Source organism: Kitasatospora atroaurantiaca (assembly GCF_007828955.1).
Lineage (GTDB): Bacteria > Actinomycetota > Actinomycetes > Streptomycetales > Streptomycetaceae > Kitasatospora > Kitasatospora atroaurantiaca.
The window spans coordinates 5150370-5166111 of sequence record NZ_VIVR01000001.1 but is presented as its reverse complement, the minus strand read 5'-3'; the positions used below and the strand labels follow the sequence as shown (position 1 = coordinate 5166111).

The window sequence follows — 15742 nt, the reverse complement described above, 5'->3', positions numbered from 1 at the left end:
CGGGACACTACACCACTTTGGTCACTCAATGACACGCACACTCAACTTAGAGTAATGGTGCGACCGTAGGGATTTGCACCCGCTTCTGCCGGATCGGCCCGGTTGGGCGGAGCGCACGCGGGGGAGCGCGCGGGCGTAGAGCCTCCGGCAATCGGGGGGTGGGTGACGATGGGCCCCTCCTGGCCGAAGGCGGGCAAGGAGGGAGGGTCCAGAGCCGAGTCCGGCAAGGCGGAGGTGGGGGCACCTCCCGGCCGAAGGCTGGGGGCGGAGTAGCAGCGGAGCTGCGGCGACCGACGACAACGCAGTCCAGGCGAGAGCTATCGGCCCGCGACGCCGCCCCCCGACTGCCGGCGGCTCTTGGAGCAGAGCGCCGTACGGAGGAGCCGGGCCCGTCAGGCTCCGGTCGGCGCCAACTCCCCCTCCGGGAACAGCCGCAGGCGATGCGCCAGGGCCGCCGCCTCGCCCCGGCCGCCGACCTCCAGCTTGGCGAGGATGTTCGACACGTGCACGCTTGCGGTCTTGGGCGAGATGTACAGCTCCTCGGCGATCTGACGGTTGGTCCGGCCGAGCGCGAGCAGCCGGAGCACGTCCCGCTCACGAGGGGTCAGCCCGAGGGTCTCGGCCGGTTCGGGCGCCGCCGGCCGCTCGGCCGGGCGGGCGTCCAGAACGAGACCGACCCGCTCCGCCAACCGGGCGATCTCGCGCTGCAGATGCCGGTCCGCGCGGGCCGCCGCCAGCTCGCGGGCCTCCCGCAGCAGCCCGGCCGCCGCCTCCCGCTGCCCGGCGGAGGCGGCTGCCCCGGCGCCCCGGTACAGGGCCAGCACCAGTGGGTACCCCAGGCCGCTCGCCCGCAGTGCCTCGACCGCGGCCGACCAGTGCGCCGGGGTGTCTGCGCCCTGTGCCCGGGCCAACTCCCCCTCCAGCATCCGCGCCCAGCCGATGTGCAGCGGGACCTTCGGATCGAGCCCGGCCGCGGCCTCCTCGATCCGGCGCAGCACCACGGGCCGGCCGAGGTCGGCGGCCGGCAGGCCTCGGGTGTCGGCCTCGATCGCGGCGCCCTCCGCCAGCACCGGCAGCAGCCACCCCGAACCGCCGTCCGCCAACTGCCCGGACGAGGCCGCGTGCCGCTCCACCCGGGCGTCCAGCGCGGCGAGCAGCTCGGCCCGGGCGTCCAGCGGCCGGCCGTCGCGGTCGGCGATCCGCATCGCCAGCCAGACCCGGGGCAGTTCGTGCTGGGGCTGCTGCGCGATCCGCCCGGCCTCCCTGGCCCGGCCGAGGAAGGCCGCGGCCGCCGTCACATCGCCCTGGTCCAGCGCGAGTTCGGCCCGGAGCCGGTCGAGGAACTCGTGGAACGCGCCCTCCCCCGGGCCGCCGACCCAGTCGGCCAGCACCTCGGCCGCCTCGGTGGGGCGGCCCAGGGCGATCAGTGCCTCCGCGAGGTTGCCGGTCAGGATCGCACCGGTGTTGGCGAGCAGCCCGGTGCTGCCCGCCGCCTCCAGCCCCCGCCGGGCCAGCGTCTCGGCCTCCGCCGCCCGCCCGAGGCCCAGCAGCAGACTGGCCAGGTTGTTGAGACCCCGGCAGTACACGTCCGCCGCGCCCAGCGGTCCGCACTTCTCGACCGCGTCCGCCAGCAGGGCGACCCCGGCCTCCGGGTCCCCGAAGTGGGCGTACAGCGAGCCGAGGGTCATCCTGGCGTGCTGCTCCACCCCGGCGGCGCCGACCTCGCGGGCGATCTCGACGGCCCGTTCGGCCCGGGCGACGTCGGCGGCGGTCGGGTGGCCGAGCATCGCGTGGGCGGCGGCCAGCGCGAACACCTCGGCCTGCACCGCCGAGGGGCCCAGCCCGGCCACCAGCCGCAGCGCGTGCGCGATCTCCTCGTCACCGCCCGAGCGGTGGAGGTGGCCGAGCATCCGCGAGCGGTGCATCCGGAACCAGGCCGCGCGCTCCGGGTTCTCCTGCTCGTCCACCTGCTTCAGCGCGCGCTTGGCCAGGCTCAGACCGCGCTCGCGGTCCCCGCTGCGGCGGGCTGCGACCACCGCCTCGGCCAGCACGTCGACCAGGCACAGCTGGTAGCAGGAGTCGTCGTGGGTGCCGGGGTCGCAGCTGCACGGCGGGTAGGTCTCGGCCCAGTCGTACGGGCGCAGGGTGTCCTGCTGCACCTCCGGGGGCACCCCGTCCCACAGCTCGAGCGCGCGCTCCAGCATCCGCAGCTGCTCGGCGAAGGCGTTGCGGCGGCGGGCCTCTCTGGCGGCGTCGAGGGCGGTCGGCAGGGCCCGTGCGGGGTCGTGCGCGTGGTACCAGTAGTTGGCCAGCCGGGCCGGGCGGGTGTCGGCGCAGACGAGTGCGGAGTTCTCCTCCAGCACCGTGGCGTACCGCCGGTTGATCCGGTACCGCTCCCCGGGCAGCAGGTCGTCGGAGACCGCCTCGCGGACCAGGGCGTGGCGGAAGCGGTACCCCTCGCCGTCGGTGTCCGGCCGCAGCACGTTGGACCCGACGGCGTTGCGCAGCGCCTCGATCAGGGGCTCCTCGCCCTCGTCCAGCACGGCGGCCAGCAGGGCGTGCTCGACGTAGGAGCCGCCCTCGGCGGCGATTCTGAGGACCCGTTGGGTCTCGTCGGGCAGCGTCTCGACGCGCACCAGCAGGATGTCGCGGAGCGAGTCGGTCATCCCGGCCACACAGCCGTCCTGGTGCGCGGTGGCGAGCTCCTCGACGAAGAACGGGTTGCCCTCGGAGCGGCGGTGGATGCGGTCGACCAGCTCGCGGTCGGGCGTCGCGGTGCCCAGGATGCCGGCCAGCTGCTCGGCGACCTCGCCGCGGCCGAACCGGGCCAGCTCAAGGCGCTGGACGGTACGCAGCCGGTCCAGCTCGGCCAGGAAGGGTCTGAGCGGGTGCCGGCGGTGCAGGTCGTCGGAGCGGTAGGTGGCGACGATCATGACGCGTGAGCGGTGCAGCGTCCGGATCAGATAGGCGAGCAGCTCGCGGGTGGAGCGGTCGGACCAGTGCAGGTCCTCGACGGCCAGGACCAGCGTCCGCTCGGCGCTGAGGCGCTCGAAGAGCCGGGCGGTGTGCTCGAACAGGCGGGCCCGGCTGAACTCGTCGTTGGGCTCGGCGTCGGTCGCGCCGAAGTCCGGCAGCAGCCGGGCGAGATGGCCCTCCATCCCCTCGGCGGCCCGCTCCAGTTCGGCGCCGAGCCGGCGGTGCAGACGGCGCAGAGCGGTGGCCAGCGGCGCGTACGGGAGGCCCTCGGCCCCGACCTCCAGGCAGCCGCCGAGCGTGGTGACGACGGTCGGCGCGCAGGCCGAGTCGAGGAACTCCTCGATCAGGCGGGTCTTCCCGACGCCCGCCTCTCCCCCGATCAGGACGGCCTGCGGCCGGCCCTCCCCGGCCCGCCGGAGGGCCGCGGTGAGTGCGGTGGTCTCGGTGCCGCGACCGACGAAGACAGGACTGACCGATATCTGCTCCATACCGGCGAGCATGCCATAGCTCCCGGACAGCAGAGGAAGGGTTATCTCGGGGTTCGGACGCCCGGAAGGGGAGGCGCCGTCGGCGTCCTCCCCTTCCGTTCCCGGCTTCGCACCCGGGATGTGCCGCTCTGTCAGCATTCGCTCAGACGCGCCGGGCGCGCGGTGTTGAGGCGCACTCCCTTGGCAAGCCGCCGGAGCAGGCCGGGCCGGCTGTCGGCGCCCCGGCGAGCCTCGCGGACCAGGCGGTCGTTCAGGGCCGCCCGCTGGAGTTCGGCATTGCGCTGCTGGATGAGCTCGTACTCGATCATCTGTGGTCCCCTCGTAGTCCCGATACGTAGAGACTCCTCTCCCAGGGGGGTGCACCACATCGGCAGCATGCCGCATCTTCGGGGGCGTCAGGGCCTTAGAAACACCGGTGCCCGCCCCTGAGGAGGGACGGGCACCGGGTGGCGGTACTAAGGAGCCTTAGGCCTGGACGCCGAGCTTCTCCAGGATCAGATCCTTGACGCGGGCGGCGTCGGCCTGGCCGCGGGTGGCCTTCATGACCGCGCCGACCAGGGCGCCGACAGCGGCCACCTTGCCGTCGCGGATCTTGTCGGCGATGGCGGCGTTCTCGGCGATGGCCTGGTCGACGGCCGCGCCGAGCGCGGAGTCGTCCGAGACGACGGCCAGGCCGCGCTTGGCGACGACCTCGTCCGGCTCGCCCTCGCCGGCCAGCACGGCCTCGATGACCTGGCGGGCCAGCTTGTCGTTGAGCTTGCCCTCGGCGACCAGTGCGGTGACCCGGGCGACCTGCGCCGGGGTGATCGGCTGCTCGGCCAGGTCGGTGCCGGTCTCGTTGGCGCGGCGCGCCAGCTCGCCCATCCACCACTTACGGGCCTGGTCGGCGGGGGCGCCGGCCGCGATGGTCTCCAGGATCGGCTCGACCGCACCGGCGTTCAGCACCGACTGCATGTCCAGGTCGGACAGGCCCCACTCGGCCTGCAGCCGGGCCCGGCGGACCCGCGGCAGCTCGGGCAGCGCGGCCCGGAGCTCCTCGACCCACTCGCGCGAGGGCGCGATCGGGACGAGGTCCGGCTCGGGGAAGTAGCGGTAGTCCTCGGCGTTGTCCTTGATCCGGCCCGAGGTGGTGCTGCCGTCGTCCTCGTGGAAGTGCCGGGTCTCCTGGACGATCGTCCCGCCGTCCGTGAGCACGGTGGCGTGCCGCTGGATCTCGAAGCGGCACGCACGCTCGACGGAGCGCAGCGAGTTGACGTTCTTGGTCTCCGAGCGGGTACCGAACTTCTCGGTGCCGTTCGGGCGCAGCGACAGGTTCACGTCGCAGCGCATCTGGCCCTTGTCCATCCGGGCCTCGGACACGCCCAGCGACTTGATCAGCTCGCGCAGCTCGGCGACGTACGCCTTCGCCACCTCGGGGGCCCGCTCGCCGGCGCCCTCGATCGGCTTGGTGACGATCTCGATCAGCGGGATGCCCGCGCGGTTGTAGTCCAGCAGCGAGTGCGTGGCGCCGTGGATACGGCCGGTCGCACCGCCGACGTGGCTGGACTTGCCGGTGTCCTCCTCCATGTGGGCGCGCTCGATCTCCACGCGGAAGGTCGAGCCGTCCTCCAGCTGCACGTCGAGGTAGCCGTTGAAGGCGATCGGCTCGTCGTACTGCGAGGTCTGGAAGTTCTTCGGCATGTCCGGGTAGAAGTAGTTCTTCCGGGCGAACCGGCACCACTCGGCGATCTCGCAGTTCAGCGCGAGGCCGATCTTGATCGCCGACTCCACGGCGATCCCGTTGACCACCGGCAGCGAGCCGGGCAGACCCAGGCAGGTCGGGCAGGTCTGGGAGTTGGGCTCGGCGCCCAGCTCGGTCGAACACCCGCAGAACATCTTGGTCTTGGTACCCAGCTCGACGTGGACCTCAAGGCCCATCACCGGGTCGTACGAGGCAAGAGCATCCTCGTACGAGACCAGACTGATGACGCTCACAGCGTCCCCTTCACTAAAAAGACTTGGAGGTACGGGCCCGTCAGCCCAGCAGAACGTCGTCGTCGCCGAGCTGCTTGAGCTCGCGGACCAGCAGCGCGGTGCCGGTGACCAGTGCCAGGGCGCCGACCAGGGCGTTGACCAGCTTCAGGGTGTCCTGCTCGCCGCGGGCCTTCTTGACGTCCTTGACGATCGTGACCGCGCCGAAGGCGCTGGTGCCGATGGACAGCCACAGGCCGGCCTTGGAGTGCTTGAAACCCTTGGCCTTCTCGATCTTGCTCACAGTGCCGGTGCCTCCTCGAGCAGGGGGTGCCCCCACTTGTCGTTGAGTGCGGCCTCGACGGCGCCGCCCACGCGGTACAGGCGGTCGTCCGCCATCGCGGGAGCGATGATCTGCAGGCCGACCGGGAGATTGTCCTCCGGGGCGAGCCCGCAGGGCAGCGACATGGCCGCATTGCCCGCGAGGTTCGACGGAATCGTGCACAGGTCCGCCAGGTACATCGCCATCGGGTCGTCGGCGCGCTCGCCGATCGGGAAAGCGGTGGTCGGCGTGGTCGGCGAGACCAGCACGTCCACACCGGCGAAGGCGGCGTCGAAGTCGCGCGAGATGAGCGTGCGGACCTTCTGGGCCGAACCGTAGTAGGCGTCGTAGTAGCCCGAGGAGAGCGCGTACGTGCCCAGGATGATGCGGCGCTTCACCTCGGGGCCGAAACCGGCCTCACGGGTGAGCGCGGTGACGTCCTCGGCCGAGCGGCTGCCGTCGTCGCCGACCCGCAGGCCGTACCGCATGGCGTCGAAGCGGGCCAGGTTGGAGGAGGCCTCGCTCGGCGCGATCAGGTAGTAGGCCGGGAGCGCCAGGGTGAAGGACGGGCAGGAGACCTCGACGACCTCCGCGCCCAGCTCGCGCAGCAGCTCGACGCTCTCGTTGAAGCGCTGCATCACGCCGGCCTGGTAGCCCTCGCCCGCGAACTCCTTGACCACGCCGATCCGCATGCCGCGCACATCGCGCCGCTTGGCGGCCTCGACCACGGCCGGGACGGGCGCGTCGATCGAGGTGGAGTCCAGCGGGTCGTACCCGGCGATCGCCTCGTGCAGCAGCGCCGCGTCGAGGACGGTGCGGGCACAGGGGCCGCCCTGGTCCAGGGAGGAGGAGAAGGCGACGAGCCCGTAGCGCGAGACCGAGCCGTAGGTCGGCTTCACGCCGACCGTGCCGGTGACGGCACCGGGCTGGCGGATCGAACCGCCGGTGTCGGTGCCGATGGCCAGCGGGGCCTCGTACGCGGCCAGGGCAGCGGCCGAGCCGCCGCCGGAGCCGCCGGGGATCTTCGTGAGGTCCCAGGGGTTGCCGGTCGGGCCGTAGGCGCTGTTCTCGGTGGAGGACCCCATGGCGAACTCGTCCATGTTGGTCTTGCCGAGGATGACCACGCCGGCGTCCTTCAGACGGCTGGTCAGCGTGGCGTCGTACGGCGGGATCCAGCCCTCGAGGATCTTGGAGCCGCAGGTGGTCGGCACGCCCTTGGTGGTGAAGACGTCCTTGAGCGCGAGCGGGACGCCGGCCAGCGGGCCGAGCTCCTCGCCCTTGGCGCGCTTCTCGTCCACGGCGCGGGCGGCGCTCAGCGCGCCCTCGGTGTCGACGTGCAGGAAGGCGTTGACCTTCTTGTCGACGGCCTCGATGCGGTCCAGGTGCGCCTGGGCCACCTCGACGGCGCTGACGTCGCCCTTGGCGATCGCGGCGGCCGTGTCGGCGGCGGTGAAGTGAATGAGGTCGGCCATGGGTGTTAGTCCTCCCCCAGGATCTGCGGCACGCGGAAACGCTGCTCCTCGGCGGCGGGGGCGCCGGAGAGCGCCTGCTCGGGAGTGAGCGACGGCCGCACCTCGTCCGCGCGCATGACGTTGGTCAGCGGCAACGGGTGGGAGGTCGGCGGGACGTCCTGTCCGGCGACCTCGGAAACGCGGGCGACCGCGCCGATGATCACGTCGAGCTGCTCGGCGAAGTGGTCGAGCTCTTCGGCCTGCAACTCAAGACGCGACAGCCGAGCGAGGTGGGCGACCTCCTCGCGCGTGATGCCAGGCATGCAGCGATCCTCAAGGGTGAGTTCTGGTGAAGTCGGGCATACCCGTCCTCATGGTCTATGGCCCCCATCCTATGGGGCCCGGCACCAGGGCTCCGCCAGCATTTGCGGCAGCCGGGCACCCGGCACAGGGGCGCGAGGAACTGCGCTGCCAACCGTGCACCTCCGTAGAGGGTCGGCAGCGCAGTTCCTCGCGCCCCTGGATGGTGCAGGTTACTGGGGAGTAGTGGGTGCCGGCAGCTCCGCCTGGACGGCCGGGGGGAGGGCGGGGCGCGGGGTTAACCACTCCACCGTCGGGGCGCCCGTCCGGTGCACCATCAGCCAGGCGGTCGCCTGGTCCGCGGGCAGCGCTGCCGAGACCAGCCAGCCCTGGACGGCGTCCACGCCCATGCTGTGGAGCCGCTCCCACGTCTCGTCGTCCTCGACGCCCTCGGCCACCACGGTCAGGCCGAGCGAGTGCGCCAGCTCCACCGAGCAGCGGACCACCGCGGCGTCGTGGTCGTCCGCGACCATCCGCGAGACGAAGGAGCGGTCGATCTTCAGTTCACCGACCGGCAGGCTGCGCAGCCGTACCAGCGAGGAGTGCCCGGTCCCGAAGTCGTCGAGCGACATGCCGACGCCGTAGCGCCGCAGTTCGGCCAGCGTGTCGGCGGCGAGGCGCGAGTCGTCCAGCAGCAGCCGCTCGGTGATCTCCAGCTGCAGGGCGTGGGCGGGCACCCGGTGCCGGGTGAGGTGGCCGGCGACCCGGCCGGCGAAGCCCGGGTTGAGCACGTCGCGCGGCGAGACGTTGACGGCGACCTGGACCTGCAGGCCCTGCTGACGCCAGGCCGCCAGCTGCCCGACGGCCGCCTCCAGGACGTAGTCGGTCAGCCGGGGCATCAGGCCGCTGGACTCGGCCAGTCCGATGAACTCGTCCGGCGAGACGCGGCCCTGCCCGGGGCGCTCCCAGCGCAGCAGCGCCTCCAGGCCGACCACCCGGCCGTCGAAGGCGACCTTCGGCTGGTAGTGCAGCTGCACCTCGCTGGTCTCCAGCGCCCGGCGCAGATCGCCGAGCAGGCCGATCCGGTACGGGGTGTCGAGGTCGCGGGTCTCGTCGTACTGCTCGACGCCGCTGCGGCGGCGCTGGGCGTGGCCCATCGCGACGTCGGCGCGGCGCAGCAGCGCCTCGGCGTCCTGGGCGTGCGCCGGGTAGACGCAGACGCCCGCGCTGGCCTCCAGGACGAGCAGCAGCCCGTCCAGGCGGATCGGCGCGGCGAGTTCGGCGATCAGGGCCTTGGCGACGCGCTCAAGGGTGTCCGGGCGGCCGACGCCCGGCAGCAGGACGGCGAACTCGTCGCCGCCCATCCGGGCGACCACCGGCCGGCCGCGGTGCTGGACCGTCGGCGGCAGGCTGGAGAAGACGTCGTCCGGGTCGTCCCTGGCCGGGTTGTGGGTGCCTGAGCGCAGCGCCCGGTGAAGCCGCCGGGCGATGTGCACCAGCAGTCTGTCCCCGGCCGTGTGGCCGAGCGCGTCGTTGAGTGACCGGAACCGGTCGAGGTCCAGCAGGATCAGCCCGACGTTGTAGCCGTCCTCGCCGTCGTGCTCGGCGATCGCCTCCTGGGCGGCCAGCAGCAGGGCATGACGGTTCGGCAGGTCGGTGAGCGGGTCCGTGAGCTGGTCCCTCGCCCGGTCCCTGGCGATCCGCCAGGCCGCCACCAGGACGGCCAGCGGCACCGCGAAGAGCGGCAGCAGCTCGGGCTCGTACCGGTAGACCAGGACGGCGAGCGGGATGAGCGGCGCCGCGCCGGCCAGCAGCACGCCGAGCAGCAGCACCGCACCTGCCACCCCCTGCGGCGGGCGTGTGGGCGCGCCGCCGGTCGTACGATCCATAAGCCCTGTCCTCCGTCGGGCCCGCCCCGTCAGGCCGCCTTTCGGTGCGGCACCCACCGCGATGGTGCCGGTGGGCGCCAGTGACGGGGCGTCCCCTACGGAACCGGGACACAAGACCGGCGCCGTTCACCCCTGCTGACACTCTGTTGAGCTCAAGGGTATGCCGGTGTCGGCCGGGAGGGCGGACTTTCGGACATCCCTGAGCGCGTCACCGGAAACGGATACCGCACAGTGACAGAATGCCCTCTTTCCTGCGGCGCATCCTGGTGATGCGGCATCAGGAAGGTAACGGCGTCAGGCCTCTGCCACCTGGTCGAGGCCGAGGTGGGTACGCGCTGCCTCGGCGCCCTGGTCGAGCAGGACGGCGAAGCCGGCGTCGTCCAGGACGGCGAGGCCGAGCTGGACGGCCTTGTCGTACTTGGAGCCGGGGTTGTCGCCGACCACGACGAAGTCGGTCTTCTTGGAGACCGAGCCGGTCACCTTGGCTCCGCGCGAGGTCAGGGCCTCCTTGGCACCGTCCCGGGTGTGCCCGGTGAGGGTGCCGGTGACCACCACGGTCAGGCCCTCCAGGGGCCGCGGGCCCTCCTCCTCGCCGCCCTCCTCGGCGAAGCGGACCCCGGCCTCCCGCCACTTGCGGAGGATCTCCCGGTGCCACTCCTCCTCGTACCACTCCTTGATGGAGCGGGCGATGATCGGACCGACGCCCTCGGAGGCGGCCAGCTCCTCCTCGGTGGCCGCGAAGATCCGGTCGAGGTCGCGGAACTCCCTGGCCAGCGCCTGGGCGGCGACCGGGCCGACGTGACGGATCGACAGGCCGTTGATGTACCGCCAGAGCGGGCGGTCCCGGGCCTTGTCCAGGTTCTCCAGCAGGAGCGTGGCCGTCTTCTTCGGCTCGCCCTTGAGATTGGCGAAGAAGGTGACGGCCTTCTCCTTGCCGGTCTTGTCGTCCAGCTTGGGCATACCCGTCTTCTGATCGCGGACCAGAACCTTGATCGGGAGCAGCTGCTCCATGGTCAGGCCGAAGATGTCCCCCTCGTTCTTGACGGGCGGCTCGGCGGGCTCCAGCGGCTGGGTGAGCGCGGTGGCGGCCACGTACCCGAGGCCCTCGATGTCCAGCGACTCGCGGCCGCCGAGGTAGGCGATGCGCTCGCGTACCTGAGCCGGGCAGTACTGGGCGTTGGGGCAGCGCAGGTCGATGTCCCCCTCGGACATCGGACGCAGCTCGGTGCCGCACTCGTGGCACTCCCTTGGCATCACGAACTCACGCTCGCTGCCGTCCCGCAGGTCCTCGACGGGCCCGAGGATCTCCGGGATGACGTCGCCCGCCTTGCGGAGCACCACGGTGTCGCCGAGCAGCACGCCCTTGGCCTTGACCACCTGCTGGTTGTGCAGCGTCGCGTACTGGACCATCGAGCCGGCCACCTTCACCGGCTCCGCGAGCACGGCGAACGGCGTGGCCCGGCCGGTGCGGCCGATGCCGACCTGGATGCTCGCCAGCTTGCCGGTGACCTCCTCCGGCGGGTACTTCCAGGCGATCGCCCAGCGCGGGGACTTGGAGGTGGCACCGAGCCGGCCCTGCAGGGCGATCTCGTCCACCTTGACCACCACGCCGTCGATCTCGTGCTCGACGGAGTGCCGCTGCTCGCCGTACTGCTTGATGAACTGCCGCACCTCGTCCAGCGTGGCGACGACCCGGTTGTGCTTGGCCGTGGGCAGGCCCCAGCCCTCCAGCAGCTGGTAGGCGTGCGACTGGCAGTCGATGTCGAAGCCGACCCGGGCGCCGATGCCGTGGACCACCATGTGCAGCGGGCGGGAGGCGGTGACCGTCGGGTCCTTCTGCCGCAACGATCCTGCGGCGGCGTTGCGCGGGTTGGCGAAGAGCTTGACCATCGCCTTGGGCCGCTTGCCCTCCTGGGCGCGCTCCTCGTTCTCGGCCCTGCGGCGCTCGTTCTCGGCGGCGAAGGAGGCGTTGAGCTCGGCGAAGGCCTCCACCGGCAGGTACACCTCGCCGCGGATCTCGACCAGCTCGGGGATGTTGTCGCCCTTGAGCTGGTGCGGGATCTCCTTGATGGTGCGGATGTTGGTGGTGATGTCCTCGCCGATCCGGCCGGTGCCGCGGGTTGCGGCCTGGACCAGGCGGCCGTGCTCGTAGGTGAGGTTGACGGCCAGCCCGTCCACCTTGAGCTCGCAGAGGTAGTGGTACTCCAGGCCGTCGAGCTCCCTGGCGACGCGGTCGGCCCAGGCGGAGAGCTCCTCGTCGTCCATGGCGTTGTCGAGGCTGAGCAGCCGCTCCCGGTGCTCGACCTTGGCGAAGCCCTCGGCGGCGGCACCACCGACCTTCTGCGTGGGCGAGTCGGGGGTGACCAGGGCCGGATGCCCGGCCTCGATGCCCTCCAGCTCGCGCATCAGGCGGTCGAACTCGGCGTCGCTGACGATCGGCGCGTCCTGCTCGTAGTACCGGGCGCGATGCTCCTCGATCTCCGCCGCCAGCTCGGCATGCCGCCTGCGGACCTCAGCCGGAACGTCTTCCCAGCCCTCGACAGCCACCGCGTCCTCCACGTCCTACTCCGGGTTGTCCACCAGACTCCGCGCCGCCTGCACGCTGAGTGACATCGCCTTGCGCGCGTACGCGGGGCTCGCCCCGGCCAGACCGCAGGTCGGCGTCACCAGCACGCGGCGGCCCAGCAGCTCCGGTCCGAGCCCGAGCCTGCGCCACAACGTCCTGACACCCTGGACACTACCGGCCGGGTCCGACACTGAGCCCGATTTGCTTCCTGGCTTGTCCGTGGAGGGCACCACACCGGCGAGGATCACCGTGCCGCCCTCGACCGCCTCGCCGAGGTCGTCGTCGGCACTCTCCGTCAGCAGCGAGAAGTCGAGCGAGACCCCGGCCACCCCGGCCCGGCGCAGCAACGGGATCGGCACCTCGGGTGCGCAGCAGTGCACCACGACCGGCGCATCGAGGCTCAGCACGACGCCGCGCAGCACCTCCTCGGCGACCTGGCGGTCCACCGCGCGCAGCCGCTGGAAGCCGCTGGCGGTCTTCACCGCGCCGCTGAGCACGGCCGGCAGCGAGGGCTCGTCGAGCTGGACCACCAGCTGCGCGCCCGGGATGCGCTTGCGGACGTCGGCCAGGTGCCGGCGCAGGCCCTCGGTGAGTGAGCCGGCGATGTCCCGGCAGGCGCCCGGGTCGGAGAGCGCCTTCTCGCCGTACTTGAGCTCGATCGACGCCGCCAGTGTCCACGGCCCGACGGCCTGGACCTTGAGCGCGCCCTGGTACCCCTGGGTGAACTCCTCGAGTGCGTCCAGGTCCGCGCCGAGCCAGGAGTGCGCCCGCCGGGTGTCCCGGCCCGCCCGGTCGGCGAACCGCCAGCCGCTCGGCCAGACCTCGACGAACAGCTCGGTCAGCAGCCCGGCCCCGCGCCCGATCATGTCGGCGCCGGGCCCGCGCGCGGGCAGCTCGGGCAGGTGCGGCAGCTGTTCGAACGACCCGACGACGGTCTTCGCGGCTTCACGGGCGTCGGTGCCGGGCAGCGAACCGACGCCGGTCGCGGCCCCGACCAGCTCGGGGAAGGGGTGCTCAGTGCTCACAGGGTCGAGACTAGTGCCCCGGGCGGACGGTGATCTCCGTGATCTCCGCGTCACGCGGCAGGTCGAGGGCGGTGAGCAGGGCGGTGGCCACGGACTCCGGGGCGATCCAGCGGCCCGGGTCGTACTCCTTGCCCTCCTGCTGGTGCACCTTCACCTGCATCGCGGTGGCGGTCCGGCCCGGGTAGACCGTGGTGACCCGGATGCCGTGGCCGTGCTCCTCCTGGCGCAGCGAGTCGGCGAGTGCGCGCAGGCCGAACTTGCTCGCCGCGTACGCACCCCAGGTGGCGTGCGCGTTCAGGCCTGCGCCGGAGTTGACGAAGATCACGTGGCCGCGGGCGAGACGCAGCGAGGGCAGCAGGAGGCGGGTGAGCTCGGCCGGGGCGACCAGGTTGACGTTCAGCTGCTCCTGCCAGGCCTTCACCGGGAGCTCGCCGATCTCGCCGAGCTGGACCACTCCGGCGATGTGCAGCACGGAGTCGAGCTCCACCGGGAGCTGCTGGTGGCCGAAGGCCCAGGACAGCTTCGCCGGGTCGGCGAGATCGCCGACCAGCGTGCGGGCGGAGGGGAAGCGCTCGCGCAGCTCGGCGCCGCGTCTGGCGTCCCTGGCCAGCAGCCAGAGGTCCTCGCCGCGCTCGGCCAGCCGCTCGGCGACGACGGCGCCGATGCCGGAACCGGCTCCGGTGACCAGGTGGGCGCCCATCAGTTCTCCTTGAGGTGGTCGAGGGCCTCGGCCGGGGTGGCGGCGAAGGTGATCAGCTCGGCGAGGGGCCGGGGCAGGAAGCCCTCGGCGTCCATCCGCTGCAGCTGGGTGCGCAGGCCGCTGTAGAAGCCCTCGGTGTCGAGGACCACGACCGGCTTGTCGTGCAGGGCGTGCTTCTTGAGCTCCAGCACCTCGGTCACCTCGTCCAGCGTCCCGAGGCCGCCGACCAGCACCACCACGGCGTCCGCGCGGGCCAGCAACTGGCCCTTGCGCTCGGCGAGATCACGCGTCATCACCAGCTCGTCGGCGCCCTCGTACGACTTGTGCGCGAGCAGGTCGACCGAGATCCCGACCAGCCGGCCGCCGGCCTCCTTGACGCCGTCGGCGAGCAGGCCCATCAGACCGGCGTGCGAGCCACCCCAGACCAGGGTGTGGCCGCCCTCGCCGAGCAGGCGGGCGAACTCGGCGGCGGGGGTGGTGTAGCGCTCGTCGAGCGAGTACGCGGAGCAGAAGACGGTGATATTCATGATGGCCTCAGGTCTACCACGGACGGCTGCGCACACTCACCGCCATTTCAGGTGAGGCAACGGGGTAACCCAGGGGCGCGGGGAACTGCGCGACCAGCCATGCACGTCCGTAGCACCCTGGTCGCGCAGTTCCCCGCGCCCCCGAAGGCTCGTCCTAAGCGGTCACTGTGCGGCGCTCGGTGGTGGCGATCGTGGCCGAGCCGACCACGCGGGTGCCGTCGTAGAGCACCACGGCCTGGCCGGGTGCGATGCCCCGGGCCAGGGACGCCAGCCGGACCCGCAGCTCGCCGTCGACCACCTCCGCCGTCACGGGGACCTCGTCGCCGTGGGCGCGCAGCTGCGCGGTGTACTCGGCCTCACCGGTGGGCGGCTCGTCGCCGCACCAGCGCGGCTTGATCGCGGTCAGCGCCAGCACGTCCAGGCCCTCGGCCGGGCCGACGGTGACGGTGTTGTTCACCGGCGAGATGTCGAGCACGTAGCGCGGCTTGCCGTCGGCGGCCGGGCGGCCGATCCGCAGACCCTTGCGCTGGCCGATGGTGAAGCCGTACGCGCCCTCGTGCTCGCCCAGCTTTGTGCCGTCGGTGTCGACGATGTCGCCGGTGGCGGTGCCGAGGTGCTTGGCCAGGAAGCCCTGGGTGTCGCCGTCCGCGATGAAGCAGATGTCGTGGCTGTCGGGCTTCTTGGCGACGGCCAGGCCGCGCTGCTCGGCCTCCTCGCGGATCACGTCCTTGGTGGTGTCGCCGAGCGGGAAGAGCGAGTGGGCGAGCTGGTCGGCATCGAGTACACCGAGGACGTACGACTGGTCCTTGGCCATGTCGACGGCGCGGTGCAGCTGCCGCTCGCCGGTGGGGAGGTCGACGATCCGGGCGTAGTGGCCGGTGCAGACGGCATCGAAGCCGAGGGCCACGGCCTTGTCGAGGAGAGCGGCGAACTTGATCTTCTCGTTGCAGCGCAGGCACGGGTTGGGGGTGCGGCCGGCCGCGTACTCGGCGACGAAGTCGTCGATCACGTCCTCGCGGAAGCGCTCGGCCAGGTCCCAGATGTAGAAGGGGATGCCGATCACGTCGGCGGCTCGGCGGGCGTCGCGGGAGTCCTCGATGGTGCAGCAGCCGCGGGCGCCCGTCCGGAACGACTGCGGGTTCGAGGACAGCGCCAGGTGCACGCCGGTCACCTCGTGGCCGGCTTCGGCGGCGCGGGCGGCGGCGACGGCGGAGTCCACCCCGCCGGACATCGCGGCCAGCACACGCAGACGGCCGTTCCTTGCAGCGGTCGGGGCACCAGGGAAATCACTCATGATGCGGCCAAGCGTACGCAATCCCTCAGCCACCCGTGGCCGACGTTCGAGCACACGCCCAGCCACGCACCACCCAAGGGGCGCGAGGAACTGCGCGAAAGCGGAAGGCAGCCCGGCCGAACTTGTGCACCCCCTCAGCCACGCACCACCCAAGGGGCGCGGGGAACTGCGCGAAAGCGGAAGGCTCGGCGCCGCACCCTTCCGCCTCGCGCAGTTCCCCGCGCCCCTGGTGGTTGGCCGGTTGCCCTCAGCGA

General features: G+C 72.2%; 11 protein-coding genes and 1 pseudogene. All 12 read right to left on the bottom strand.

Annotated elements, in window-relative coordinates:
* Nucleotides 1–392: 392 nt before the first annotated feature.
* The 12 genes and pseudogenes from FB465_RS23535 to mnmA all read right to left on the bottom strand — a co-directional run bounded on the left by FB465_RS23535 (nucleotide 393) and on the right by mnmA (nucleotide 15488).
* A complete protein-coding gene (locus tag FB465_RS23535; protein WP_246192802.1) occupies nucleotides 393–3464 on the bottom strand; it encodes a helix-turn-helix transcriptional regulator in 3072 nt (1023 codons plus the stop codon).
* Between the two features lie 131 nt (nucleotides 3465–3595).
* Entirely contained in the window at nucleotides 3596–3772 is a 177-nt protein-coding gene (locus tag FB465_RS35955) for a hypothetical protein (RefSeq protein ID WP_170290674.1), read from the bottom strand.
* Nucleotides 3773–3929: 157 nt separating this feature from the next.
* Nucleotides 3930–5438, bottom strand: coding sequence for an Asp-tRNA(Asn)/Glu-tRNA(Gln) amidotransferase subunit GatB (gene gatB / locus FB465_RS23530; RefSeq protein WP_145793545.1), 1509 nt, complete (start codon nucleotides 5436–5438; stop codon nucleotides 3930–3932).
* Between the two features lie 40 nt (nucleotides 5439–5478).
* Nucleotides 5479–5718 (bottom strand): hypothetical protein, encoded by a 240-nt coding sequence (locus tag FB465_RS23525; RefSeq protein WP_211785845.1) that lies wholly within the window; start codon nucleotides 5716–5718, stop codon nucleotides 5479–5481.
* The gene (gene gatA, locus FB465_RS23520; protein ID WP_145793539.1) at nucleotides 5715–7208 is read right to left on the bottom strand and encodes an Asp-tRNA(Asn)/Glu-tRNA(Gln) amidotransferase subunit GatA; all 1494 of its coding nucleotides are present in this window, start codon (nucleotides 7206–7208) and stop codon (nucleotides 5715–5717) included. Before gatA ends, FB465_RS23525 begins: the two co-directional genes overlap by 4 nt.
* Nucleotides 7209–7213: 5 nt before the next feature.
* Complete coding sequence (gatC, locus tag FB465_RS23515; RefSeq protein ID WP_035797834.1) at nucleotides 7214–7510, bottom strand: Asp-tRNA(Asn)/Glu-tRNA(Gln) amidotransferase subunit GatC; 297 nt, start codon at nucleotides 7508–7510, stop codon at nucleotides 7214–7216.
* Nucleotides 7511–7720: 210 nt separating this feature from the next.
* Nucleotides 7721–9313, bottom strand: a pseudogene (locus FB465_RS23510) (putative bifunctional diguanylate cyclase/phosphodiesterase); the annotation flags it as partial.
* Nucleotides 9314–9670: 357 nt separating this feature from the next.
* On the bottom strand, nucleotides 9671–11935 hold the full coding sequence (gene ligA / locus FB465_RS23505) for an NAD-dependent DNA ligase LigA (protein WP_246192801.1): 2265 nt from the start codon (nucleotides 11933–11935) through the stop codon (nucleotides 9671–9673).
* 3 nt (nucleotides 11936–11938) lie between these two features.
* The gene (locus FB465_RS23500; RefSeq protein ID WP_211785844.1) at nucleotides 11939–12967 is read right to left on the bottom strand and encodes a methionine synthase; all 1029 of its coding nucleotides are present in this window, start codon (nucleotides 12965–12967) and stop codon (nucleotides 11939–11941) included.
* A gap of 10 nt (nucleotides 12968–12977) precedes the next feature.
* Nucleotides 12978–13667: an SDR family oxidoreductase gene (locus FB465_RS23495; RefSeq protein WP_145793535.1), complete on the bottom strand. Its 690-nt coding sequence runs from the start codon at nucleotides 13665–13667 to the stop codon at nucleotides 12978–12980.
* Entirely contained in the window at nucleotides 13667–14194 is a 528-nt protein-coding gene (locus FB465_RS23490) for an LOG family protein (protein WP_145793533.1), read from the bottom strand. The genes FB465_RS23495 and FB465_RS23490 overlap by 1 nt, the downstream gene beginning before the upstream one ends.
* A gap of 154 nt (nucleotides 14195–14348) precedes the next feature.
* The gene (gene mnmA, locus FB465_RS23485; RefSeq protein ID WP_145793530.1) at nucleotides 14349–15488 is read right to left on the bottom strand and encodes a tRNA 2-thiouridine(34) synthase MnmA; all 1140 of its coding nucleotides are present in this window, start codon (nucleotides 15486–15488) and stop codon (nucleotides 14349–14351) included.
* Nucleotides 15489–15742 lie beyond the last annotated feature (254 nt).

What these genes read in the sequence shown, in the direction of transcription:
- FB465_RS23535 (WP_246192802.1), bottom strand. Translation starts at nt 3,464, where the DNA reads ATGGAGCAGATATCGGTCAGTCCTGTCTTCGTCGGTCGCGGCACCGAG.
- FB465_RS35955 (WP_170290674.1), bottom strand. Translation starts at nt 3,772, where the DNA reads ATGATCGAGTACGAGCTCATCCAGCAGCGCAATGCCGAACTCCAGCGG.
- gatA (WP_145793539.1), bottom strand. Translation starts at nt 7,208, where the DNA reads ATGGCCGACCTCATTCACTTCACCGCCGCCGACACGGCCGCCGCGATC.
- gatC (WP_035797834.1), bottom strand. Translation starts at nt 7,510, where the DNA reads ATGCCTGGCATCACGCGCGAGGAGGTCGCCCACCTCGCTCGGCTGTCG.
- FB465_RS23495 (WP_145793535.1), bottom strand. Translation starts at nt 13,667, where the DNA reads ATGGGCGCCCACCTGGTCACCGGAGCCGGTTCCGGCATCGGCGCCGTC.
- FB465_RS23490 (WP_145793533.1), bottom strand. Translation starts at nt 14,194, where the DNA reads ATGAATATCACCGTCTTCTGCTCCGCGTACTCGCTCGACGAGCGCTAC.
- mnmA (WP_145793530.1), bottom strand. Translation starts at nt 15,488, where the DNA reads ATGAGTGATTTCCCTGGTGCCCCGACCGCTGCAAGGAACGGCCGTCTG.